This window comes from Duganella margarita (genome assembly GCF_009857535.1).
GTDB lineage: Bacteria > Pseudomonadota > Gammaproteobacteria > Burkholderiales > Burkholderiaceae_D > Rugamonas > Rugamonas margarita.
Map to the genome: position 1 here is coordinate 148546 of NZ_WWCS01000009.1, position 23060 is coordinate 171605.

At 61.1% G+C, this 23060-nt stretch carries 25 protein-coding genes; 10 read left to right on the forward strand and 15 right to left on the reverse strand.

Annotated elements, in window-relative coordinates; genetic code table 11:
- Nucleotides 1-29: 29 nt before the first annotated feature.
- The 6 genes from GTP55_RS15710 to GTP55_RS15735 all read left to right on the forward strand — a co-directional run bounded on the left by GTP55_RS15710 (nt 30) and on the right by GTP55_RS15735 (nt 2835).
- On the forward strand, nt 30-266 hold the full coding sequence (locus GTP55_RS15710; protein WP_161045812.1) for a hypothetical protein: 237 nt from the start codon (nt 30-32) through the stop codon (nt 264-266).
- A 50-nt stretch (nt 267-316) separates the two neighbouring features.
- The gene (locus GTP55_RS15715; protein ID WP_161045813.1) at nt 317-787 is read left to right on the forward strand and encodes a hypothetical protein; all 471 of its coding nucleotides are present in this window, start codon (nt 317-319) and stop codon (nt 785-787) included.
- A 212-nt stretch (nt 788-999) separates the two neighbouring features.
- Nucleotides 1000-1569, forward strand: coding sequence for a DUF6624 domain-containing protein (locus tag GTP55_RS15720; RefSeq protein WP_161045814.1), 570 nt, complete (start codon nt 1000-1002; stop codon nt 1567-1569).
- Between the two features lie 94 nt (nt 1570-1663).
- Nucleotides 1664-1951, forward strand: coding sequence for a metal-binding protein (locus tag GTP55_RS15725; protein WP_161045815.1), 288 nt, complete (start codon nt 1664-1666; stop codon nt 1949-1951).
- The gene (locus GTP55_RS15730; RefSeq protein WP_161045816.1) at nt 1951-2478 is read left to right on the forward strand and encodes a hypothetical protein; all 528 of its coding nucleotides are present in this window, start codon (nt 1951-1953) and stop codon (nt 2476-2478) included. Before GTP55_RS15725 ends, GTP55_RS15730 begins: the two co-directional genes overlap by 1 nt.
- Before the next feature lie 63 nt (nt 2479-2541).
- Nucleotides 2542-2835, forward strand: coding sequence for a hypothetical protein (locus tag GTP55_RS15735; protein ID WP_161045817.1), 294 nt, complete (start codon nt 2542-2544; stop codon nt 2833-2835).
- A 4-nt stretch (nt 2836-2839) separates the two neighbouring features.
- Here the strand turns inward: GTP55_RS15735 and phoR are convergent, their stop codons facing one another.
- The 7 genes from phoR to pstS all read right to left on the reverse strand — a co-directional run bounded on the left by phoR (nt 2840) and on the right by pstS (nt 9505).
- Nucleotides 2840-4153 carry a phosphate regulon sensor histidine kinase PhoR gene (gene phoR / locus GTP55_RS15740; RefSeq protein ID WP_161045818.1) on the reverse strand — a complete coding sequence of 438 codons (1314 nt, stop codon included), beginning with the start codon at nt 4151-4153 and terminating at the stop codon, nt 2840-2842.
- A gap of 7 nt (nt 4154-4160) precedes the next feature.
- Complete coding sequence (locus tag GTP55_RS15745; protein ID WP_110848419.1) at nt 4161-4853, reverse strand: response regulator; 693 nt, start codon at nt 4851-4853, stop codon at nt 4161-4163.
- 6 nt (nt 4854-4859) lie between these two features.
- Complete coding sequence (gene phoU / locus GTP55_RS15750) at nt 4860-5573, reverse strand: phosphate signaling complex protein PhoU (RefSeq protein ID WP_110848420.1); 714 nt, start codon at nt 5571-5573, stop codon at nt 4860-4862.
- Between the two features lie 38 nt (nt 5574-5611).
- Nucleotides 5612-6415, reverse strand: coding sequence for a phosphate ABC transporter ATP-binding protein PstB (gene pstB / locus GTP55_RS15755; protein ID WP_229257950.1), 804 nt, complete (start codon nt 6413-6415; stop codon nt 5612-5614).
- Nucleotides 6416-6437: 22 nt separating this feature from the next.
- Nucleotides 6438-7310 carry a phosphate ABC transporter permease PstA gene (gene pstA, locus GTP55_RS15760; protein ID WP_161045819.1) on the reverse strand — a complete coding sequence of 291 codons (873 nt, stop codon included), beginning with the start codon at nt 7308-7310 and terminating at the stop codon, nt 6438-6440.
- Entirely contained in the window at nt 7310-8308 is a 999-nt protein-coding gene (pstC, locus tag GTP55_RS15765; RefSeq protein WP_161045919.1) for a phosphate ABC transporter permease subunit PstC, read from the reverse strand. The genes pstA and pstC overlap by 1 nt, the downstream gene beginning before the upstream one ends.
- 150 nt (nt 8309-8458) lie before the next feature.
- A complete protein-coding gene (gene pstS, locus GTP55_RS15770; protein ID WP_161045820.1) occupies nt 8459-9505 on the reverse strand; it encodes a phosphate ABC transporter substrate-binding protein PstS in 1047 nt (348 codons plus the stop codon).
- Between the two features lie 282 nt (nt 9506-9787).
- Here pstS and ppk1 point away from each other — a divergent pair, with 282 nt between their 5' ends.
- Both ppk1 and sixA read left to right on the forward strand, forming a co-directional pair.
- On the forward strand, nt 9788-11884 hold the full coding sequence (gene ppk1, locus GTP55_RS15775; protein ID WP_161045821.1) for a polyphosphate kinase 1: 2097 nt from the start codon (nt 9788-9790) through the stop codon (nt 11882-11884).
- A 74-nt stretch (nt 11885-11958) separates the two neighbouring features.
- A complete protein-coding gene (gene sixA / locus GTP55_RS15780; protein WP_161045822.1) occupies nt 11959-12426 on the forward strand; it encodes a phosphohistidine phosphatase SixA in 468 nt (155 codons plus the stop codon).
- A 255-nt stretch (nt 12427-12681) separates the two neighbouring features.
- Here the strand turns inward: sixA and GTP55_RS15785 are convergent, their stop codons facing one another.
- From GTP55_RS15785 to GTP55_RS15805, 5 genes are all read right to left on the reverse strand, one after another.
- Entirely contained in the window at nt 12682-13782 is a 1101-nt protein-coding gene (locus GTP55_RS15785) for a polyamine ABC transporter substrate-binding protein (protein WP_161045823.1), read from the reverse strand.
- A gap of 79 nt (nt 13783-13861) precedes the next feature.
- Nucleotides 13862-14299 carry a PIN domain-containing protein gene (locus GTP55_RS15790; protein WP_161045824.1) on the reverse strand — a complete coding sequence of 146 codons (438 nt, stop codon included), beginning with the start codon at nt 14297-14299 and terminating at the stop codon, nt 13862-13864.
- Nucleotides 14296-14565 carry a hypothetical protein gene (locus GTP55_RS15795; RefSeq protein WP_161045825.1) on the reverse strand — a complete coding sequence of 90 codons (270 nt, stop codon included), beginning with the start codon at nt 14563-14565 and terminating at the stop codon, nt 14296-14298. Before GTP55_RS15795 ends, GTP55_RS15790 begins: the two co-directional genes overlap by 4 nt.
- A gap of 55 nt (nt 14566-14620) precedes the next feature.
- Complete coding sequence (gene fliD / locus GTP55_RS15800; protein WP_161045826.1) at nt 14621-16006, reverse strand: flagellar filament capping protein FliD; 1386 nt, start codon at nt 16004-16006, stop codon at nt 14621-14623.
- A gap of 82 nt (nt 16007-16088) precedes the next feature.
- Nucleotides 16089-17534 (reverse strand): CoA transferase, encoded by a 1446-nt coding sequence (locus GTP55_RS15805; RefSeq protein WP_161045827.1) that lies wholly within the window; start codon nt 17532-17534, stop codon nt 16089-16091.
- 90 nt (nt 17535-17624) lie between these two features.
- Here GTP55_RS15805 and GTP55_RS15810 point away from each other — a divergent pair, with 90 nt between their 5' ends.
- Complete coding sequence (locus tag GTP55_RS15810; RefSeq protein ID WP_229257951.1) at nt 17625-18824, forward strand: citrate synthase family protein; 1200 nt, start codon at nt 17625-17627, stop codon at nt 18822-18824.
- On the opposite strand, the gene GTP55_RS15815 is transcribed toward GTP55_RS15810, so the two are convergent.
- The 3 genes from GTP55_RS15815 to alr all read right to left on the reverse strand — a co-directional run bounded on the left by GTP55_RS15815 (nt 18805) and on the right by alr (nt 21661).
- Entirely contained in the window at nt 18805-19125 is a 321-nt protein-coding gene (locus tag GTP55_RS15815) for a PilZ domain-containing protein (RefSeq protein WP_110848430.1), read from the reverse strand. The genes GTP55_RS15810 and GTP55_RS15815 overlap by 20 nt on opposite strands.
- A gap of 63 nt (nt 19126-19188) precedes the next feature.
- On the reverse strand, nt 19189-20565 hold the full coding sequence (radA, locus tag GTP55_RS15820; RefSeq protein ID WP_161045828.1) for a DNA repair protein RadA: 1377 nt from the start codon (nt 20563-20565) through the stop codon (nt 19189-19191).
- A gap of 4 nt (nt 20566-20569) precedes the next feature.
- Nucleotides 20570-21661: an alanine racemase gene (gene alr, locus GTP55_RS15825; protein ID WP_161045829.1), complete on the reverse strand. Its 1092-nt coding sequence runs from the start codon at nt 21659-21661 to the stop codon at nt 20570-20572.
- A gap of 134 nt (nt 21662-21795) precedes the next feature.
- Between alr and lplT the strand changes: the two genes are divergently transcribed.
- Nucleotides 21796-23058, forward strand: a complete 1263-nt coding sequence (lplT, locus tag GTP55_RS15830; RefSeq protein WP_161045830.1) for a lysophospholipid transporter LplT — start codon at nt 21796-21798, stop codon at nt 23056-23058.
- Nucleotides 23059-23060: the final 2 nt, after the last annotated feature.

Here is a 23060-nt window from a genome sequence, read left to right on the forward strand (position 1 = left end):
CTGAACGCCAAATTTTTGTGAGGTCTGAGATGCAAACGACTACGATTGTCAGTCTTGTTGCTTCCGGCGTTGCGTGTGCGGCTTTCGCCTGGGGCAGAAAGTGGATCATATCGCTAGGCTATCTCTTTTCACTAGCCTACACGCTTTTCGACAAGGTATTTCCATCTGTACTGCCTGAATATGTGGTGCTCTCGTTCTCCTTTATTTTCTTTGCCCTGGCGTTAGTTTTTTGTTGGCAGACTTTTTCTCGCAAGCGAACCGCCTGACTATGCGCATAACCAAGCAACGATACGCAACGATACTCTGCGCGCTAACCTTGGCGGCATCCGCATTATCGGCGCCTGCGCACTCCGCCGATGCGCCACCGGCCTATCCATGGCACCTGGCGGATCTTTGGTGGACTTTGCCTGCAAACGAACGACTTGATTCGCTGAGCATCGCGTTCGACATCTCAAACGACGTGCCGGAAGATGTCGATTTTTATATCGCACCACTCGGCCTGGTAACGGTAGACGGAGCAAACTTCTACGGTGGCGTTCAAACCCATGTGGCCGGCTGGCCAAGTGCCAGCGAGCGCACCTTGGTGCCGCCAGGACGCGGCACTTTATTCTCACGTTGGGCCACCGGCAAGGCGATCGATCTGGATTATGCCCAGGGGCCACCGGGAACGCATTTCGAGGCCGCTGGATACGAGGGGAATTTTGTCAGCGTCCGCGCCGCATGTCATTGGCACAGCGGGAGCTACATCTACTCTGTCACCCGCGAAGTAAAAAATTCGCACAACTAGCTTACCGCCACGATAAAAGACGCTAGCGGCAAGACTATCTGCACGCCGGGATCACTGAGGATGGATAGCGACGACGCTCAGCTCAGCTCCCAGCTGGCGTCTTTCGCAGCGGTCGCGATTGCGGGTGACGGCATACAAGTAGCAGTCACACCAAGGCCATTGAGTGATGGCACCCGGCAGCAAATCGTCCAATTTAAATAACAGGGCAGACAATGAAAGCTTTCGGCTTATGCGCGCTAACCTTGGTCATGCTGCTACCGATGCATGCATATGCCGGCGAGTGCCAACCAAATGCACTGGCCAAGGAATATGCGCGGATGCACAGCCAGGATCAGGCATTGAGAGGACGCTACATCAAGATCCTTGAAGATGAGCACCGAGGTAGCAGTGTCAATCTGAAGGAAAAAGACCAGCTTGAAATAAGCATTTCAGATACGGATGAAGCCAATCAGCGAAGACTGGAGCAACTACTGAGCCATTGCGGATGGCCCTGTGCGCTGGACAAGAAACGCGCCGCATTCTCCGCCTTCCTGATCATCCAGCATGCGCCGTTGGATTATCAGCTAAAGTATTTCGAAATGGTCAAGGCAGCGAATGGCCGTGGAGAGATCCCCAATGAAAAATTCGTCTGGCTGGTCGACCGGATACTGGTCAAACAAGGAAAGCCTCAACTCTACGGCACGGAGTTCGAATACGGCAGCAACAAAGTCGCTCCCATCGACGACCCGAAAAATTTAAATGCTCGCCGAAAGAAGATGGGACTTCCACCTGTATATCCGTGAGAACCGACCTTGGAGTGGAACGATGGTTTGTAGCTGTAGCAGTCAAAGAGCACTTGTAGAAATCAGTCAAAACTACACGGAGTTTGTCGCAGGAATGCGCTGCCTTGATACGGGCGACTGGATCAAGCTATTGCAATGCGACGAATGCGGCCAGCTTTGGCGTACCGATGAATGGGATAAATACCAGCCGCTGTACGCACTCAAACTGAGTTCGTCCAAAGGCTGGAAAGCGGCCGATATGGCGCCCCTGATAAAGAAACGTCTGCTTGAAAAGCATGGCGGCGTGGATGCAGCTATCTGCCTGAAACAGGGCTGCACGCAACATGTGCTGAAGGGAAGAGCCTTTTGCGTGGACCATTTCTATGAAGGGTTGCAAAGCTGATGGACAGATGGCAGCAGTATCTATTTGAAGAGCATCCGGAAACAGAGCTTCGGGCGTGGGCACGGCGGCTGAAGTTATTCCGCTTTTTCCGCGCTTTTGGCGGGCACGCAAACGATGGCGATTCGCTGGACGTAGCTTACGCGTATCAGACGCGTGAGCAGCTGACATCATTCATGGCCCTTTTAGGCATCACGCTGTTTAAGTTTGAGCGCAAGCCGCCGCAAGCGGAGCCAGGCGTGTCCTACCGTGGAGAGGTGTTCGCGAAGTTCCCATCGTTAATCGCCGGCACTGAATGGCTGGAACAACCGGCACATTGCGAAATCATGGGGATCGCAGCGTTCGTCTGGTGCAGCGCCGACAGCATCAAAATTTCCGTGGGCGATAGATATACCGTTTCCGAGAAAAATGTTCAGAATGCTGAAAAAATCGAAACCCTGCTGACCGGCGTAACGCTTGAACGAATAGATCCGCCGCTGGATACAAAAAATTATATCTGTCCGCGACACTATCCTGATTACTTCAGTTAGCGTCCGTACAGACCCGGCACGGCGGCACCGTTAATTTGCTTCTATAGACATCAAGGAGCCAACATGACCGCCGCTATAGACACTGCATCCGAACCGCATACCATCAGCCAGCTGTTTTTGCTCAGCACTGCCGAGCAGCGCGCCGACATCGTCAACCGTCTGCTGAGCAATGTCAGCCACGAGATGGTGGCGTCGCTGGCGGCCAGCATTGGCGATTTCGGCGATGACCAGCATCCGAGGGTCACGCCCGAGCAAACCGAACAAATCACGCCGGCGCAAATGGAAGAAATCGCCGCCACCGCCGAGCAGCATTCACCCGGCGTGGTCGACAAGGTAGCGGCGCTCTACAACCACTGAGAGATTAGCCCAGCAGCAGTTCGGGCTGCTGTTGCACTACCGCCGTCTTAGGCAGGCAGACGATGAAGCTGCTGCCCTTGCCTGCTTCCGATTTGATCTGCAGCGTGCCGCTGTGGCGCAGCAGGACGTGCTTGACGATCGCCAGGCCCAGGCCGGTGCCCTGCGTCTCGCGGGACCGGCTCTTGTCGACCCGGTAGAAACGCTCGGTCAGGCGCGAGATGTGTTCCGGGCTGATGCCGATGCCGGTATCTTCCACCTTGAACTTGACGCCGCCTTCGTGTTCCTTCCACACCAGGTGAATCTTGCCGCCGGCCGGCGTGTAGCGCACGGCGTTGGATGCCAGATTGCCGAACGCGCTGTGCAATTCCTCATACGAACCCATCACATTCGGCCCATCGACCGACAGGGTAATTTCATGCTTGCCGGCGGACAGTGCGCGCGCATCGCGCGCCACTTGCTCCATCAGCTGGTGCACATCGACCGGGTCGGGCCGCATCGGATAATCCACCGACTCCAGACGTGACAAGGTCAGCATATCCTCGATCAGATGCTGCATGCGGTGCCCCTGCTCCGTCATCAGCTTCAGGTGGCCGGCGCGGGTGGCCGCGTCCAGGCCCTCTTGCGCGGCGATTTCGAGGAAGCCGACGATGACCGTCAGCGGCGTGCGCAGTTCGTGCGAGGCATTGGCGATGAAGTCGCGGCGCATTTCCTCGATGCGTTCGGTTTCGGTGGCATCGTGCGTCACCAGGATCTGGCGGCGGTTTTCAAACGGAATGATGTGCACGATCAGCTTGCGTTCGCGGAAGCTGATCGTCAGCGGCTGCTCGTAGCGGCCCAGGATGATGTAATCCATGAAGTCCGGATTGCGCACCAGGTTGGTCACGCGCATGCCCTTGTCGCGCTCGTTGCTCAGGCCCAGATGCTGTTCGGCGGCGGGATTGCACCACTCCAGGAACAGCACGTCGTCCATGATCACCACGCCGTCCGGCAGCAGGTGCATGGCCTGGCGGAAGCGCGCCAGCCATTCGGTCAGCTCGGCCTGGTTCTTTTCATCGTCGCGGCGCATGCGGTACAGGCGCGAAAAGATGTTGGTCCACTCACCCCAGCCGTCCGGCAGCTTGAAGCTGCGCGGATCGTCCATCCAGTTGCTCAGTTGGTAGAGATAGCTCAGCTGGGTGAACACCAGCGCCATCATGGCCAGCAAGGCCAGCACCAGCCCGGTCGTCCAGCCGAACATCCAGCCCGCCAGCGCGCATGCCGCCAGGATGATGGCAGTACGCAGCGCAGCAGGCACCCAGAACACCAGTTTTGGATTCATGTGAAACTCAGGTTTTTTCCGACAGCATGTAGCCTACACTACGCACGGTTTTGATCAAGTGTTCGGCCTCCTTCAAGGCCTTGCGCAGGCGCAGCACGTGGACGTCCACCGTGCGCTCCTCGATCACCACATGATCGCCCCACACTTTATCCAGCAGCTGGCTGCGCGAGAACACCCGTTCCGGGTGCGCCAGCAGGAATTTCAGCAGCTTGTATTCGGCGTGCCCGATGTCGATCTTCTGCTCGTCCATGGAGACGGTGCAGCTGACCGGGTCCAGCATGATATTGGCGGCGCGCATGGTCGCCTGCGCGTGTTCCGGCGCCTTGCGGCGCAGCAGCGCCTTGGAGCGGGCCAGCAATTCGCGCGGCGAGAACGGCTTGGTGATGTAGTCGTCGGCGCCGCTGTTCAGGCCAGCCAGCTTGTCTTCTTCCATGCTCTTGGCGGTCAGCATGATGACCGGGATATCGTTGAACTGACGGTCCGAGCGGATGCGCGACAGCAGGCGCAGGCCGGTCGAGTCCGGCAGCATCCAGTCGAGCAGGATCAGCTGCGGGGTCTTGGTCTGGATGAAATCCCACGCCTCGCCCGCGCTCTGCACATTGCAGCAGTTCCAGCCGGCTTCCCGCAGCGAGAACGTCACCAGCTCGACAATCGCCGGTTCGTCTTCAACGATCAGTACAGTTGTTTTATCAGATGCCATGGGTACTTATTCAGCTTGGGCAGGGACGTCGTCCGGCAGCGGGATGGTTTTGGTGTGGCGGATGTCTTTGCCTTCCACCACATAGATCACATATTCCGCGATGTTCTTGGCGTGGTCGCCGATGCGCTCGATGGCCTTGGCCACCCACAGCGTGTCCAGCGCGGCCGAGATGGTGCGCGGATCTTCCATCATGAAGGTGATCAGGTTGCGCATGATCGAACGGAATTCGTGGTCGATCACGGCGTCCTGGGCGATCAGTTGCAGCGCCTGCTTGCCGTCGTTGCGGGCAAACGCGTCCAGCGCGTCATGCAGCAGGTCCGAGGTGTTGTTGGCAATGCCGCGCACCATTTCGTAATGGTTGACGGTCACCGCGCCGCGCGCGTGCAACTGCTTGGCGGTGCGGGCGATCTTGGTGGCCTCGTCGCCGATGCGCTCCAGATCGGTAATCACCTTGATGGTCGCCATGATGGTGCGCAGGTCGTTGGCGGCTGGCTGGCGGCGCACGATCAGGTGGCTGCAGGCGTCGTCCAGCGACACTTCCAGCTGGTTGACGGCGTCGTCTTCGCGCATCACGCGGTCGGCGCGTTCGGCGTTACCAATGCGGAAGCAGGTCATGGCGTCGAGGAACTGTGTCTCGACGATGCCGCCCATCAGCAGCACCTTGCTGCGGATGGCTTCCAGTTCGTTGTCGTACTGCTTGGATGAATGCTCACCGATCATGCTGCTCTCCAATTCGATTCTAATATTATAAAGGTCGATCAGCCGAAACGGCCGGTGATGTAATCCTGGGTTTCCTTGCGGGCCGGATTCATGAAGATCTGATCGGTCTCGCCGAATTCGACCAGCTCGCCCAGGTACATATAGGCGGTGTAGTCCGAGCAGCGCGCGGCCTGCTGCATGTTGTGGGTCACGATGGCGATGGTGTAGTCCTGTTTCAGCTCGCTGATCAGTTCTTCCACTTTCGAGGTCGAGATCGGGTCCAGCGCCGAGGTCGGCTCATCCAGCAGCAGCACATCCGGTTTGACGGCGACGCCGCGGGCGATGCACAGACGCTGCTGCTGACCGCCGGACAGCGACAGGCCGCTCTTGCTCAACTTGTCCTTGACCTCGGTCCACAGCGCGGCCTTTTTCAGCGCCCATTCGACGCGCTCGTCCATCTCGCCTTTCGACAGATCTTCGTACAGCCGCACGCCGAACGCGATGTTGTCGTAGATCGACATCGGGAACGGGGTCGGCTTCTGGAACACCATGCCGACCTTGGCGCGCAGCATGTTCAGATCCTGGCCGCCTTCGAGGATGTTACGGCCGCGGTACATGATCGAACCTTCGGCGCGCTGGCCGGGGTACAGGTCGTACATGCGGTTCAGCGTGCGCAGCAGGGTCGACTTGCCGCAGCCCGACGGACCGATAAAGGCGGTGACCTGGCGCTCATGGATGTCCAGGCTGACGTTGTGCAGGCTCTGGGTCTTACCGTAGAAGAAGTTCAGGCCGGAAATCTCGATGGTTTTGCGTTTGCCCTGGTTCATGGCGACGACGTTTTCCTGGTTCAGTTGCGTATTCATTGTATGGATTCGCTTTAAATAATTAGTTCGGGGCTTTTTGGGCAAACAGGGTACGCGAAATCACGTTCAGGGCCAGCACGCTGAAAGTTACCAGCAGTGCGCCGCCCCAGGCCAGTTCGCGCCAGTTGTCATATGGGCTCATGGCGTAGCCGTAGATCACCACCGGCAGGTTGGCGATCGGCGCGTTCATGTCGACGCTCATGAACTGGTTGTTCAGCGCGGTGAACAGCAGCGGCGCGGTTTCGCCGGACACGCGGGCCACCGCCAGCAGCACGCCGGTGATGACGCCGGCCTTGACGGCGCGCAGGCGCACCGTCATCGCTACTTTCCAGCGTGGCGCACCCAGCGCAAACGCGGCTTCCAGCAGATTGTTCGGCACCAGGCGCAGCATGTTGTCGGTGGTGCGCACCACCACCGGCACGGCGATCAGCGCCAGCGCCACCGAACCGGCGTAACCGGAGTAGTGCTTGGCGGTGGCCACGTACATGGCCCAGACGAACATGCCGATCACGATCGATGGCGCCGACAGCATGATGTCGGTGACAAAGCGGGTGATGCTGGCGATCTTGTTTTCTTCGCCGTATTCGGCCAGGTACATACCGGCCAGGATGCCGATCGGGGTCGAGATCAGGGTCGACAGGCCGACGATCATCAGGCTGCCGACGATGGCATTCAACAGGCCGCCGCCCTCGCTGCCCGGGGCCGGCGTGGTTTGCGTGAACAGGTCGATGCTGAGGGCGCCGAAACCCTTGACGATCAGCGTCACCAGAATCCAGGCCAGCACGGCCAGGCCGATCGACATGGCGAACACCGACATGGCGATGCCGATGCGGTGCGTCAGCAGACGCTTGCGATAAACCGGATTCATCGCGGCTTTTTCCAGAGTTGCGCTCATTATTTGACGCCTTCCTTGCGAGACATGCCGGCCAGCATCAGCTTGGCGGCGGACAGAACGATAAAGGTGATCACGAACAGGATCAGCGCCAGCGCGAACAGCGACGAGGTGTGCAGCACGGTGTCCGATTCGGCGAATTCATTGGCCAGCGTCGAGGCGATCGAGTTACCCGCCGCGAACAGCGACCACGACAGCTTGTTGGCGTTACCGATGACGAAGGTCACCGCCATGGTCTCGCCCAGCGCGCGGCCGAGGCCGAGCATGACGCCGCCGACCACACCGGTCTTGGTGTAAGGCAGCACGATCTTGCGCACCACTTCCCAGCGGGTGCAGCCCAGGCCGTATGCCGATTCCTTCAGCACGGCCGGCACGATCTCGAACACGTCGCGCATCACCGAGGAGATAAACGGGATGATCATCACCGCCAGGATCAGCGCGGCGGTCAGGATGCCGATGCCCATGGTCGGGCCGCTGAAGAACTGGCCGATCAGCGGCAGCTGGCCGATGGTCTGCTTCAGGAACGGCTGCACGTAGTCGCCAAACAGCGGCGCAAACACGAACAGGCCCCACATGCCGTAGATGATCGACGGGATACCGGCCAGCAGCTCGACCGCCGTGCCCAGCGGGCGGCGCAGCGAGGCCGGGCAGATTTCGGTCAGGAACAGCGCGATGCCGAACGATACCGGGAACGCGATCAGCAGCGCCAGACCGGAGGTGACCAGGGTGCCGGTGATGGCGATCAACGCGCCATACTGGTCATTGACCGGGTCCCATTCAACGGTGGTGATGAAGGCCGGACCGAACTCCTTGAAGGCCGGCCAGGCGCCGACCATCAAGGAAAAGATAATCCCCAACAGCACCGCCAGGACCGACAGCGCGAAGATCATCGTGGTTTTGTGGAAGAAGAAATCCTGGATGCGCTGCTTGCGCATGGTGCGGAGCATGGACTGCATGGCAGCCTGCTCCACGGCGGACATTTGCGCGGTGCTGGTTTGCATGGCTGGCCCTTGCTTGGATAGTGGCGTGGAAGTGATATCTGCGCTCATATTTTTTCTCGGTGGATGTAAGCTAGCCTGCTGCGTCCGATGGGGCGCAGCAGGCTAACCCCCTCGCCGCCTTGATTGCCGGCGGCGAAGGGACAGTCCGGATTAGTAGATGGCTTTACCCGAAGCGTCTTTCAGGTTGGCTTTCCACGATTCCTGCACCAGTTTGACAACCGATGCTGGCAGTGGAACGTAGTCCAGTTCGGTAGCAGCAGCGCCGCCGTTTTTGAAGGCCCAGTCGAAGAACTTGATGACTTCTTTGCCTTTGGCAGCGTCAGCCTGCGATTTGTGCATCAGGATGAACGACACGCCGGTGATTGGCCACGAGTTTTTGCCAGCCTGGTCGGTCAGCACCACGCCGAAGCCTGGGGTCTTGGTCCACTCGGCGCTGGCGGCAGCGGCTTTGAAGAACTCGTCGTCAGGCTGCAGGAAGTTGCCGTCCTTGTTTTTCAGCTGGGTGTGCGACATTTTGTTCTTTTTAGCGTAAGCCCACTCGACGTAGCCGATCGAACCCTTGATGCGCTGCACGTTGGCGGCGACGCCTTCGTTACCCTTGCCGCCCACGCCGACGATCCATTTCACCGCGGTCGAAGCGCCGATCTTGGTCTTGAATTCAGCGCTGGTTTTCGACAGGAAGTCGGTGAACAGGAACGAGGTGCCCGAACCGTCGGCGCGGTGCACCACGGTGATTTCTTCGGCTGGCAGTTTAACGCCTGGGTTCAGGGCGACGATCGCCGGGTCATTCCACTTGGTGATCTTGCCCAGGTAGATGTCCGCCACAACCGGGCCGGTCAGTTTCATCTGGCCTGGGGTGATGCCTTCCAGGTTAACCACGGTCACAACACCGCCCATGATGGCCGGGAACTGCATCAGGCCATCGGCGTCCAGGTCGGCTACGCTCAGTGGCATGTCAGAGGCGCCGAAATCGACGGTCTTGGCTTTGATCTGCTTGATGCCAGCGCCCGAACCGACGGATTGGTAGTTCAGGCCGTTGCCGGTGGCGGCTTTGTACGACTCTGCCCATTTAGCGTAGATTGGGTATGGGAAGGTTGCGCCGGCGCCGGTCATATCGGCGGCGTGAGCAGCCGACGAGAAAGCCATTACAGCTGCTGCGCCGACCATCAGGGAGGAGATCAATTGTTTCAGTCGCATTTCAAGTCCTTTTTTATGACAGGTTAGGATGCTGCGAAGTCTAACGGCCATTTATGACATGTTTATGACATGGGCAAAATATTTCAAAAATAGTTAAGCCGCCCGCTTCTCCCTCTGTAAACCCGCTGCGCCGCCACTCTATGTTACGCCGCCCTGTCATAATCGGAAGGCATTTATGACAGACTCTGTCATGGGGCTGTCATATTTCTTCTTTACACTGTTGCAATCATTCTTGGCTTAAACACGCTAGAATGGAATTACCTGCAAAGTGAACAAAAACACATGAAGCCTGACTTGCATGCTGAAGTAAACAAGAACTCGGCCTTCCTCGACCGGGAACTGTCGCAACTGATGTTCAACCGCCGCGTGTTGGCGCAGGCGGAGGACCGCAGCATTCCCTTATTAGAGCGGCTGCGTTATCTGTGCATCGCCAGCAGCAACCTCGACGAATTCTTTGAAGTGCGCGTGGCCAGCCTGCTGGCGGCCGGCGCCGGCGACGGCGCGCTGTCCAGCCACCCTGCCCTGGTCGCCACGCTGTCGCGCATCAGCAATGAGTGCCACGCGCTGGTGGCCGACCAATATGAACTGCTGAATACCCAGATCCTGCCGGAGATGGCGGCCAACGGCATCCACCTGGTGCGCCACAACGAGCGCAACGAGGCGCAGCGCGCCTGGGTCAAGGAATACTTCGACACCGAGGTACGGCCGCTGCTGACGCCGATCGGTCTCGATCCGGCCCACCCGTTCCCGCAAGTGGTGAACAAGAGCCTCAACTTCATCGTGCAGCTGGGCGGCAAGGATGCCTTCGGGCGTGGCACCGCCATTGCCATCGTCAAGGCGCCGCGCGTGCTGCCACGCGTGATCCGCCTGCCGGACCATTTGTCGAAGAGCGGCGGCATGTCGTTCTGCCTGCTGTCGTCGGTGATCCACGCCCATATCTCGGACCTGTTCGCCGGCCGCGAAGTGATCGGCTACTCGCAGTTCCGCGTGACCCGCGACAGCGATCTGTGGGTCGACGAGGACGAAGTCAAAAACCTGCGCCAGGCGCTCAAGGGCGAGCTGGTCGGCCGCCAGTTCGGCGCCTCGGTGCGGCTGGAAGTGGCCATGAACTGTCCGCCGGAACTGTCGCAATTCCTGCTGGATCAGTTCGGCCTGCATCAGAGCCGTCTGTACGCGGTCAACGGCCCGGTCAACCTGGTGCGGCTGAACGAGATCATGGACCACGTCGACAACCCGGCGCTGCGCTTCCCGCCGTTCTACCCCGGCCTGGCCTACAAGCCGGGCAACCAGGATATCTTCGCCGCGCTGCGCGACCACGATATCCTGCTGCACCACCCTTACCAGTCGTTCCAGACCGTCATCGATTTCATCCGCAGCGCCGCCTTTGATCCGGCGGTGGTGGCGATCAAGCAGACGATTTACCGCACCGGCATGAACTCCGACCTGATGGAGTCGCTGATCATCGCCGCCCGCGCCGGCAAGGAAGTCACCGTCATCGTCGAGCTCAAGGCGCGCTTCGACGAGGAAGCCAACATCAACTGGGCCGACAAGCTGGAACAGGCCGGCGCGCAGGTGGTGTACGGCGTGGTCGGCCTGAAGACCCACGCCAAGGTGGCGCTGGTGATCCGCCGCGAAGAAGGCAAGCTGCGCTACTACGCCCACCTCGGCACCGGCAACTACCACCCGACCACCACCAAGTTCTACACCGACTTTGGCCTGTTGACCTGCCATCCCGGCATGAGCCAGGAAGTCAACGAAGTGTTCATCCATCTGACCTCGCTGACCAAGCCGCACCGGCTCACGCACCTGTGGCTGGCGCCGTTCGCGCTGCAGAACGAAATCATCAAGGCGATCCGCAACGAAGCACGCATTGCACGCGCAGGACGACCGGGCCGGATTATTGTTAAAATCAATGCGCTGGTGGACGAATCGGTGATCCGCGCGCTGTACGCGGCGTCCAAGGACGGCGTCAAGATCGACCTGATCGTGCGCGGCGCCTGCACCCTCAAGCCGGGCGTGCCGGGGCTGTCGGAAAACATCAAGGTGCGTTCGGTGATCGGCCGCTTCCTGGAGCACAGCCGCATTTACTACTTCCGCAACGACCTGGCGCATGACACTTACCTGGCCAGCGCCGACTGGATGAGCCGCAACCTGTTCCGCCGCATCGAAGTCGCCTTCCCGATCCTGGACAAGGCGCTCAAGCGGCGGGTAATGGCCGAGGGGCTGACGCCGTATTTGAAGGACAATCTGAATGCGTGGGAGCTGGAGGCGGACGGCCACTACCAGCGCCGCAAGGCGCGCAGCAAGCAGGCGCCGTTCAGCGCCCAGCAGCATCTGATGGAAACGCTGGGTACGCCCAACGCCCATCTGGGAGAATAAGCCGCCGCGCGCCGGGAGGTGTGCGGCAGAGATCTGTTCCGAATGTATTTCCAGATATAACTCAGGAGAAAAGCATGGATCTCATTTTGTGGCGGCACGCCGAGGCCGAAGATGCGGCGCCCGGCATGACCGATCTGGAACGGGCGCTGACCGTCAAGGGCCAGAAACAGGCGCGCCGCATGGGCCAATGGCTGAACTCGCAACTGCCGGACAGCTGCCGCATCCTGTCCAGCCCGGCCGTGCGCACCTTGCAGACGGTCGAAGCGCTGGGCCGCAAATTCAAAATCCATACCGACCTGGCGCCCGGCGCCGATCCGGCCGACATCCTCAAGGCGGTCAACTGGCCGGGCAATAAAGAGTCGGTGCTGGTGGTCGGCCACCAGCCGACGCTGGGTCAGGTGGCGTCGATGCTGATGACCGGCGATGACCTTGAATGGGACATCCGCAAGGCCAGCGCCTGGTGGTTTGCGCAACGCGAGCCGGGCGAACCGCTGACTGTGTATCTTAAAGCCGTCATGGCAGCCGACCTCGTCGTGAAATAGGCTTGTAAAGCCTCCGCCATCTGCTAGAGTTTAATTGTATCAACTACTCGGGGGAGGCCATCATGATGTTCACCTTGCTCACCATGGGGATGTTCGGGGGCATGATCGCCCTCGTGGTCTATGAACTGGTACAGGAAATGCGTGGCAGTAAAAATCGCTTGCTAGACCGCTATCACGAATAGCTATCCGCTTCACAGAAGCTGACGGCGCCAGTGGCGTGCCCTCGCGGACACGGCCCCTCGCGCCGTTCATTGTTTACACGCCAGTTTTAAACTTCGTGTAGATGCGCGTGATGTTGCGGCGAATATCCGCCGGCACCGGTTCCGGCGCTGCCATCTTCTTCTTGTCCTCGTCCGACAGGAACACCGTCTTGTTGCCGGCGATATCCTTGCGCACGAACTTGACGCTGGCCGCGTTCGGATTGGCGTAGAACACCTTGTTGGTAAGGCTGGCGTGCACTTCCGGACGCATGATGTAGTTGATCCACAAATGCGCGTTGTTCGGGTGCGGCGCATCGGCCGGAATCGCCATCGTATCGAACACCAGCGCGGCCGAAGTCTTCGGCACCAGCACCTCGATCACATTGCCGTTCTTGGCGTCGATGGCGCGCTGACGCGCGATGTTGATGTCGCCCGACCAGCCCAGCGCCACGCACACGCCGCCGTTGGCCAGGTCATTGATATAGCCCGACGAGCTGAACAGCGTGACGTAGGGACGGATCGCCTGCAGCACCTTGCCGGCTTCCACGTAGTCGGCGGCGTTTTTCGAGAAGGCCGGCTTGCCGGCGTAGATCAGCGCTGGCGGCAGCACTTCCGACGGCGAGTCGAGGAAGGACACGCCGCACGATTTCAGTTTGGACGCATATTTCGGATTGAACACCAGCTCCCAGGCATTGTCCGGCAGCGGCATGCCGCCCAGCGCGGCTTTGACCTTGTTCACATTGATGCCGACCGTGGTGTAACCCCACAGCCAGTCGACCAGGTAGTCATTGCCCGGGTCGATGTTGGCCAGCTTGGCCTGGATGGCCGGGTCGAGATTTTTCAGGTTCGGCAGTTTGGACTTGTCCAGCTTGCGCAGCTGCTTGGCATCGATTTGCAACCGCGCCCACTGGGCGGTCGGCACCACGATGTCGTAGCCGGACTTGCCGGCCACCAGCTTGGAGTTCAGGATTTCGTTGTTATCGAACAGGTCGTAACGGACCTTGATACCGGTTTCTTTTTCAAAATTCTTAACCGTATCCTCGGCGATGTAGTCCGACCAGTTGTAGATATTGAGGACTTTTTCCTCTTGCGCCTGGACCGCGCCTACCATCAAACCAGCAGCCACCAGCGCCGCGCCAACGAACTTCCCTGCCATAACACCTCCGAAAATGGATACACGCACAAGCCGTGATGATCGGGCATAGCCGGTCTGGATGCAAGCAATGTCTGCGCAATCAGCCCGGATACGGAACGATTACCCTGATATTTTCATATCCAGCTGGAACTTTTATCAACGAAGGGAAGTCGAGAGGATTGCGCGTAACGATATCCCACCCATTCAGAATGGCACTCGCGTGGATGACTGTATCCGGCAATTTTTTGTGCGTTTGCTTGCGCACTTCGATGGAAAAGTCCGCGGTCTGATCATCAATCGGCATAATCTTGAATGTAGAGTGCATCCATTGCCGCGTCACGCCTTCAATCGCTGCCAACGCACTCTCATAATCCCCAGGCTCCGCACCCGTGATTGAGTATTTACATCCGACCATCACTTCCATGTAAGTGATTTTGCTGATAACTGGATGCGGGCAAGAGTCGATCACAGCAAGAGCATCGAAGTTGCCGCGAAGGTAGTCAATCAGGATGTTGGTGTCGAATACGAGATGGTTCATTTAGACCGGAGGTCCATTTGATAGGCGACGCCATCAATGTCAGCACCTCGCCACGCGCCAAACATGCCGTTATCGCGATGGGGATGCCTTAACGCAGCGAAGGCGGTTTTGCGTCGCATTTCGTATTCGGCATCCAGCAAATATTTTGCGACCGCCTCTCGAACCAATTGCTGAGGCACCTCATTACGTCTCAATGCCAACGCAACGATTTCAGCGTTCAGCGCAGCGTCCAATTCATATGTTGTATGCGGTGCAGCTTCGTCCATGACACACCTCAGCGGAGTTCTCTTGGATGCAGTCTACACCTTCTGATATGAAGCATCAGCCCAGCATATCGAACAAGGTGCCGGTGCCGGTACTGGTGCCGTTCAGTGCGCTGCCGGAGCCGGTCTGGGCCTGGGCGGTGTACAGCGCCGCCAAGGCGTTGGCCTGGGCGGTCAGGGCCTTGGTCATGCTGGCTTTCTTGGCGGTCAGGCTCTTGATCTCGTTGGTGACCAGCGAGGTTTCCTTGTTCAGCACGCTGCTGGAAGAACTCAGCGAGCCCGCCTTGGCCGACAGCAGGTCGGCAATGCCGCGGCCGTCGCTGGTGGTGAACAACTTGGCCACGGCCGACGAATCAGTGGTCAGCGCGGCTTGCAGCTTTTTGTCGTCCAGCACCAGGTTGCCGTCCTTATCCTGGCTGAGGCCAGCTGCGGCCAGCTTGGTGACCGAGACGCTGCCGCCGCCGGTCTTCAGCAGCTGGCTCATCTGGTTGGCGGCCTGGTTCAACGCGGTGTCGGCCTTCAGGTCGCCCTTTTGCAGCTTCTGCATTTTGGCGTTGAGGTCGTTATACGCGGCGACGAACGATTTCAGGTTGGCGCCGATCTGACTGGCGCCGGCGGCAACGGTGACGTCGCTCTTGCCGGCCGTGACCAGGTTCAGCGTGGCGCCGGCGATGGCGGTGTCCTTGATGGTGTTGCTGGCGCTCTTGATTTCCTTGCCGCCGTCGACGGTGAGGATGGCGTCCTGCGCGGCGCTGGTCTGCGTGAGTTTTTGCGTGCCGGTCGGATCGTAGGCCAACAGGTTTTTCAGCGCGGCGTCGCCGCTGACGCTGATGCGCATGCTGTTGGCGGCGCCCGTGGCGCCCGCGATCGACAGCGAGTACTCCCCGTTCTTGCCCTTGACCACGCTGACGTCGACGCCGGCCGCCTTGAACGCGGCGGCGATGCCGTCCGGCGTGTTGTTGCTGGCGTCGATGGTGACGCTCTTGCTAGTCAGCGCCGCGTTGGCGACAAAGCCCTTGTCGCCGCCCGCGGTGCCAAAGTCGATCTTGACGGTGGTGGTGGCGCCGGTGCCGACCTTGCCGTTGGCGTCGGTGGCGAAATCATCGCTGGTCAGGAACTGGCCCTGGGCCAGTTGCTTGACGTCTACCGCGTAGGTGCCGGCCTTGGCGCTGCCGGTCGAAGTGGCGGTCAGCACCGTCTTGACCGAGCTGGCGGCGCTGGTGCTGAGGCCGTCACCGGTCAGGCCGGCTACCAGTTGCTGGAAATTGGATAAGGCGCTCTGTAACTGTCCCAGTGCCGACAGCTTGGTCTGGTCCTTCGTAATGGACGCGTTGACCTTATTGGCAGCGGCGGATGCCGGGGCCATGGTTTGCGCGACGCGGTTGTACACGTCGGTCGAAACGCCTGAGCTGGTAGAGCTAGTCGTATTGCTGATAGTTGTCATGATGGGTCCGCCATGTTGGTACTTACATAGTATGCAACATGGATACATGCACCAAAGCGGTGAATAGACCTAGATTCTACCCTTATTCCTGGCCCCAGCGCGCTGCAGATGAGCCAAGGTTGCTTGCAGGGCGGTCCCAGGCCATCTTGGCGCCCTCGATCCCGACCGGCGGCCGGTAGCGGCGTGCCGGTCCCCACTCGGTCCGCTCCAGCTGTGGCGAAAAGTCGCCGTCGCCGGCTGGCGCGAGAGTATTCAGTGGCGACGCGGCGGACGACGGCGCGTCGGTTAGCAACGTGGCGGTGCGCGCCAGCGACAGCCGGGCACGCAGCGCGCGGCCTTCGTTGAGACGGGCGATCAACGCGCGCACCACGGCGGCCGCCATCAGATAGCCGGTGGCGTGGTCGAGCGCCTGCACCGGCAGCGGCACCGGCTTGCCCGCGCCTTGCATCTGCATGCCGTGCTGGGCGATGCCGCAGCTCATCTGCACCAGGCTATCGAAACCGCGCCGGCCGGCCAGCGCACCGGTCCAGCCGTACGCATCCAATGAGACATCAATCAGGCCTGGGTTGCGTTGCTGCCGCACTTGCTCGCCAAAGCCCAGCTGCTCCAGCGCGTCGGGGCGATAGCCGTGGACCAGCACGTCAGCCTGTGCCAGCAAGCCTTCAAACACAGCGCGATCAGCCGACTGCGTCAGATCGAGCCGCGCGCAGCGTTTGCCAAGCGACACCTCAGGAATCACGCCCGGCTCGTTCCAGCTAGGCGGATCGATGCGCAGCACATCGGCGCCGTAGCCAGCCAGGAAACGCGTCGCCACCGGACCGGCCAGCACGCGCGTCAGATCCAGCACCTTCAACCCTGCCAGTGGCCGGCCCGCCGTCCAGCCCCATGCTCGCCGGCCGCCGCTGGCTGCCGCATCGACGGCGCCATCCGAATGGGCGCACGCTTGCTGGCCACCCTGCGCTGCGCTGGTCAGCCCTGCGGCCATGAAGGCAATCAACGGCTCCCTGGCGACGCTTTGGCCTTGCGGGTGCCGCCGCCATTCGTCCAGGGAACGCATCACCGCTGCGCAGCCGCCTTGCGCCACCACCGCCTCCTCCAGCGCCAGCCCGGACCAGCCAGCCACGGCCCGCGCCACCGCCGCGCGCTCCGCCGCGCAACCGAGCACCGACAGCGCGGCCGCGCGGTGATGCGGCGCGTTCGTGTGCAAGCGTATCCAGCCGTCGGCAGTCGGGTAATCGCCGGCCACCGCGTCCCACAATGGCGGCCGCTCCCAGCCCACCGGATCGATCGACCAGCTGAACCACATCGACGCCAGCCGCCGGTCCACCACCACGCGGCCTGGCGCAGCACCCTGCGCCAGCATCAGTTCGCGCACCGCCAGCGTCGCCGTGCCGACCGAGGCCGCCGCCAGACCGGTCACGTCAAAGTACGACGGCAAGGCGCCCTCGCCCACTAGTTGCACGGCGTCCAGCGCCGCAGCAGGCAAGTCCAGCGCCGTCCAGATGGCGTTCAGCAGGGATTCAGGCATGACGGCTCCAGGTAAGTTATGCTTGCCCGCAGCTTAGGACTGCTGGTCCCCAAGCGTCAATCTTGACTTGAAGTGTCAACATAGGAAGTGATGATGGTCTGGATGACCGCCGCCGAGGCTTTGGATGTGCTCCACGTTCGTCCGCAAACGCTGTATGCCAATGTCAGCCGGGGGAAGATTCGCGCCAAGGCGGATGGAGATGATCCGCGCCGCAGCCTGTATCACCGCGACGATGTGTTGCGCATGGCGCGCCGCGCCAACGGACGGCGCAAAGTAGAAATCGTCTCCAGCGAGGCGATGCAGTATGGCGACCCGGTGCTACCCTCCGCCATCTCCACCGCGCTGGACGGCCGCCTGCTCTACCGCGGCCACGACGCCGCCAGGCTGGCCGAGACTGCCAGCCTGGAAGACATTGCCGCACTGCTGTGGGAATGCCCGGCCGATGAAGCGGCCACGATCTGGGCCACCAGCGCCAGCCAAGCCACAGCAGACAGCGCCAGCGGGCAGACGGTCACCGACAGCGCGCTGGCCGCCGGCCTGCTGATCCTCGCCCGCCGCAGCGCGGTTGATGCGCCCTCGCTTGGCCGTCCCGTCGCCGAGCTGCGCGCCGAAGCCGCCGGCGTTCTCGCCACACTGGTCGGCGCCATGGTCGGCACCAGCCCCACGTCCGACGGCATACCCATCAGCCAGCGGCTCGCCCGCGCCTGGCTTGCCGAAGCGCATGAAGACCTGATCCGCCGCGCCTTGGTCCTGATGGCGGATAACGAACTGAACGCCTCCACCTTCGCCGCCCGCGTCGCCATCTCCACCGGCGCCTCGCTGGCGGCCGGCGTGCTGGCCGGCTTCACCACGCTCACCGGTCCCTTGCACGGCGGCGCCGCGCAGCAGTTTGCCCAACTGATCACCCAGGCAAACGCCGGCAGCCCGGCCCAGGCCGTCCACGACTGGCTGACCAGCAAGCGCGCCCTGCCCGCCTTCGGCCACCCGCTCTACCGCGAAGGCGACCCGCGCGCCCAAGCCCTGATCAAACTGCTGCCAACGATGGAACCCCATGCCGCACTGGCGGTGGCCGCAGAACAACAGGCCGGCGAGCTGCCGAACATCGACTATGCCCTCTCCCTGCTGACCGCTGCCTGCGATCTGCCGAAAGACGCCCCGTTTATCTTGTTTGCCGTGGGTCGCTGCGTCGGCTGGCTGGCGCACGCGCTGGAGCAGGTGCAAGCCAACCGCCTGATCAGGCCACGGGCCCGCTACACCGGGCCCGCGCCTGTTACCGCAGGAATTTATTGACGGTGGCCATGGTGGCCATGTCCGGATTCATGAACTGGAACCCGATTTTGAAGTGATCGCCACTGAAAATGCAGTAATTCACCCGCGAGCGGCAAGACAGCACCTGCGCCTTGCCCTCGACGAACAGCTCAAACGACACCATGCCGATATCGCCCGCCGCCAGCTTATGATCAAACGTGAGCGACAAGCCGGTGCTGGCGATGTCCAGCGTCCGCCCCTGCATCGGCGGCATGCCGTCCATCACCACGACTGCCTTCGAACGCACGATCTTGCGCGCGCCTGTCCTTTGATCGACTACCACTTTCTTGTTCCTTTAGTTACGTAATTTGCACTATTAACGATTACAACACGTAACAATACAACGTTATTGGATTTCGCGCAGCTTATTGAAGGCATCATCGATTCGGTCAACAGCAATAATTGTCAGGCCGTCAATTGGCTGCTTGGGCACGTTGGCGCTTGGGATCATCGCAATCGAAAAGCCCAGCTTGGCCGCCTCGCGCAGCCGCTCCTGGCCACGCGGCGCCGGCCGGATCTCGCCCGCCAGGCCGACCTCGCCAAACACCACGAAACCACGCGGCAGCGCCTTGTTGCGCATCGACGAGTTAATCGCCAGCAGCACCGCCAGGTCGACCGCCGGTTCACTGATCTTGACGCCGCCCACCGCATTGATGAACACGTCCTGGTCAAACGCCGCAATGCCGGCGTGACGGTGCAGCACCGCCAGCAGCATCGCCAGCCGGTTCTGCTCCAGCCCGACCGACAGCCGGCGCGCATTCGGCAGATGGCTGGCGTCCACCAGCGCCTGAATCTCGACCAGCAACGGCCGCGTGCCCTCCTGCGTCACCATCACGCACGAGCCGGGCACCTGGTTGTCATGTTGCGACAAGAACAAGGCCGATGGGTTGGACACGCCCTTCAGTCCCTTCTCGGTCATGGCAAACACGCCCAGCTCGTTGACCGCGCCGAAACGGTTCTTGATCGCCCGTACCAGACGGAAGCTCGAATGGCTGTCGCCCTCGAAGTACAGCACGGTATCGACAATGTGCTCCAGCACACGCGGACCCGCCAGCGCGCCTTCCTTGGTGACGTGGCCGACCAGGATGATGGTCACGCCGGTCTGCTTGGCCACGCGCGTCAGTTGCGCCGCGCATTCGCGCACCTGCGCCACCGAGCCGGGCGCGGACGTCAGCGCATCCGAATACACGGTCTGGATCGAGTCGATCACCGCCACTTCCGGCTTCAGGTCCGCCAGCGTGCCGAGGATTTTCTCCAACTGGATTTCAGCTTGCAGCTTCAGGTCGCGCGCATCGACTTGCAGCCGCTTGGCGCGCAAGGCGATCTGCGCGCCGGACTCCTCGCCCGACACGTACAGCACCTTCTTCATGTGCGACACATTGGCCAGCGCCTGCAACAGCAGGGTCGACTTGCCGATGCCCGGATCGCCGCCGATCAGCACCACGCCGCCCGCCACCAGGCCGCCGCCCAGCACGCGGTCGAACTCCTCGATGCCGGTGCCGAAGCGCGGCACGTCGATGGCGTCGATGTCGGCCAGCGACAGCACCGGCGCGGTCTGCGCCAGCGCCAGATGGGCCGGTTGCGAATAACGGTTATTGCCGCCGGTCTCGACCGGCGTTTCCACCATCGTATTCCACTGGTGGCAGGACGTGCATTGGCCGGTCCACTTGTTGGCGATCGCGCCGCACTCGTTGCAGGTGAAATTGGTTTTTGCCTTGGCCATCCGCTTAACCTTCCACCACCGGCACGCGCGGCGCCAGTGCACACATCAACTCGTAGCCGATGGTGTCGGCGGCATTGGCCACCTCGTCGATCGGCAAGCCGCGGCCCCACAGCGTGACCTTGCTGCCGAGACGGGCCCGTGGCAACTCGGTCAGGTCGACGGTCAGCATGTCCATCGACACCCTGCCAACCAGGCGCGTGCGCACGCCATCGACCAGCACCGGCGTGCCGGCCGGCGCCACGCGCGGGTAGCCGTCGGCATAGCCGCACGCCACCACGCCGACGCGCATCGGCACATCGGCCTTGAAGCGGCTGCCGTAGCCCACTACCTCGCCGGCGGCGATGTCCTGCACGCCAATGATCTCGCTGCTGAGCGTCATGGTGGGCTGCAAGCCGAATTCATCGGCGGTGCCGCCGCCCGGCGTGCCGCCGTACAGCATGATGCCGGGACGTACCCAGTCGGTTTTCAAATCCGCATGCAGCAGCACGCCGGCCGAATTGGACAGGCTGCGCGCACCCGGCAAGCCGGCCGCGCCGCGCTCGAAGCGGCGCAGCTGCTCGCCGATCGGCAGCAGCGGGTGGTCGATCTCGTCGGCATTGGCGAAGTGCGTCATCAGCGTGATGCTGCCGACACAGGCAATCGCGCTCAGTCGCGCATGGGCGGCCGCGAACGCCTCGGGCGTAAAGCCGAGACGGTTCATGCCGGTGTTCATTTTGAGATGCAGGTCGAAGCGGACGCCGCGCGCGACAAGTTGCGGCGCCGCCGCTTCCAGCCACGCCAGTTGCGCGTCGCAATGCACGGCCGCCTGCAAATCGTGGTCGGCCATGGTGAGCAAGTCTTCCGGACCGAAGAAACCCTCCAATAACAAGATCGGCTTGGTCCAGCCCAGCTCGCGCAGCTTGACGGCGTTGTCGAATTCGATCAGCGCCAGGCCATCGGCGGCGGCAAAGCCGCGCATCGCGCGCTCCAGGCCGTGGCCATAGCCATTGGCCTTGAGCACGCCCCAGGCCTTGGCGCCAGGCGTTCTGGCCTTGGCCAGCGCCAGGTTCTGCTTCATGGAATCCACGTGAATAGTTGCTAAGATCGGCCTCGGCATACGACGCATTTCTACAGAGTAAACGAAGGCGCTATTTTACCGCCTGCGGCCCAGTGTGCACCGCTCAATTCTTGGGGGTTACGATCAAAGCATGGTATAAAGCAAGCCAGATAAGTTTTCCAGGCTATCCCAGAATGAATCGTGGTTTCTATACCATCATGGCAGCGCAGTTCTTTTCGTCCTTGGCGGATAATGCGCTGCTCTTTGTTGCGATCGACCTGCTGGTAAACATGAAATCTCCGGGGTGGATTACGCCGCTCCTGAAGCTCTCATTTACCCTCTTTTATGTGCTGTTGGCTGCATTTGTCGGCGCTTTTGCCGATTCGATGCCCAAAGGCAAGGTTATGTTCATCTCCAACCTGATCAAGGTTGGCGGTTGCCTGCTCATTTTCGCCCACGTTCATCCGCTGCTGGCATACGCCATCGTCGGCTTCGGCGCGGCCGTCTATTCGCCCGCCAAATACGGCATCCTGACCGAACTGCTGCCGGCGGAAAAACTGGTGGCGGCCAATGGCTGGGTGGAAGGCTTGACCGTGATTTCGATCATCTTCGGCACCGTCATGGGCGGCGCGCTGGTCGGCGACCGCGTGTCATCGATGCTGCTGGGCTTCGACATGCCGCTGATCGACACCGGCATCGAGACGCCGACCCAGGCCGCGCTGTGCGTGGTGGTCGGCATTTATATGCTGGCGGCCCTGTTCAATACGCGGATTCCGGACACCGGCTGCAAGTACGGCCACCAGGAGCGCAACCCCATCAAGCTGATCACCGATTTCGCCAACTGCTTCAGCATGCTGTGGAAAGACAAGCTCGGCCAGATTTCGCTGGGCGTGACCACGCTGTTCTGGGGCGCTGCGCAGACGCTGCAATTCATCGTGCTGGAATGGGCCAGCCGCACGCTGCACCTGAGCTATGAGCAGTCGACCAGTCTGGTGGGCGTGGTGGCGATCGGCGTGGCGCTGGGTGCGGTGATTTCGGCGCGCTTTGTGTCGCTGCGCAAGTCGCTGACGGTGATTCCGGTCGGCATCGCCATGGGTGTGATCGTGATGAGCATGACCATGGTGCACTCGGTCAAGCTCGCCTATCCGCTGCTGGTGCTGGTGGGGCTGCTGGGCGGCTTCTTCCTGGTGCCGATGAATGCGCTGTTGCAGCATCGCGGCCACGTGCTGATGAGCGCCGGCCATTCGATCGCGGTGCAGAACTTTAACGAAAATCTGTCGATCCTGACGATGCTGGCGGTGTACTCACTGATGCTGCGCGCGCATTTGAACCTCGACATCATCATCCTGCTGTTCGGCCTGTTCCTGGCTGGCACCATGCTGTACATCCTGCGCAAGCACCAGCGCAATCAGCGCGAGTTCGATTCGGTCGCGCTGATCGGTGAAGCCAAGCACTAAGC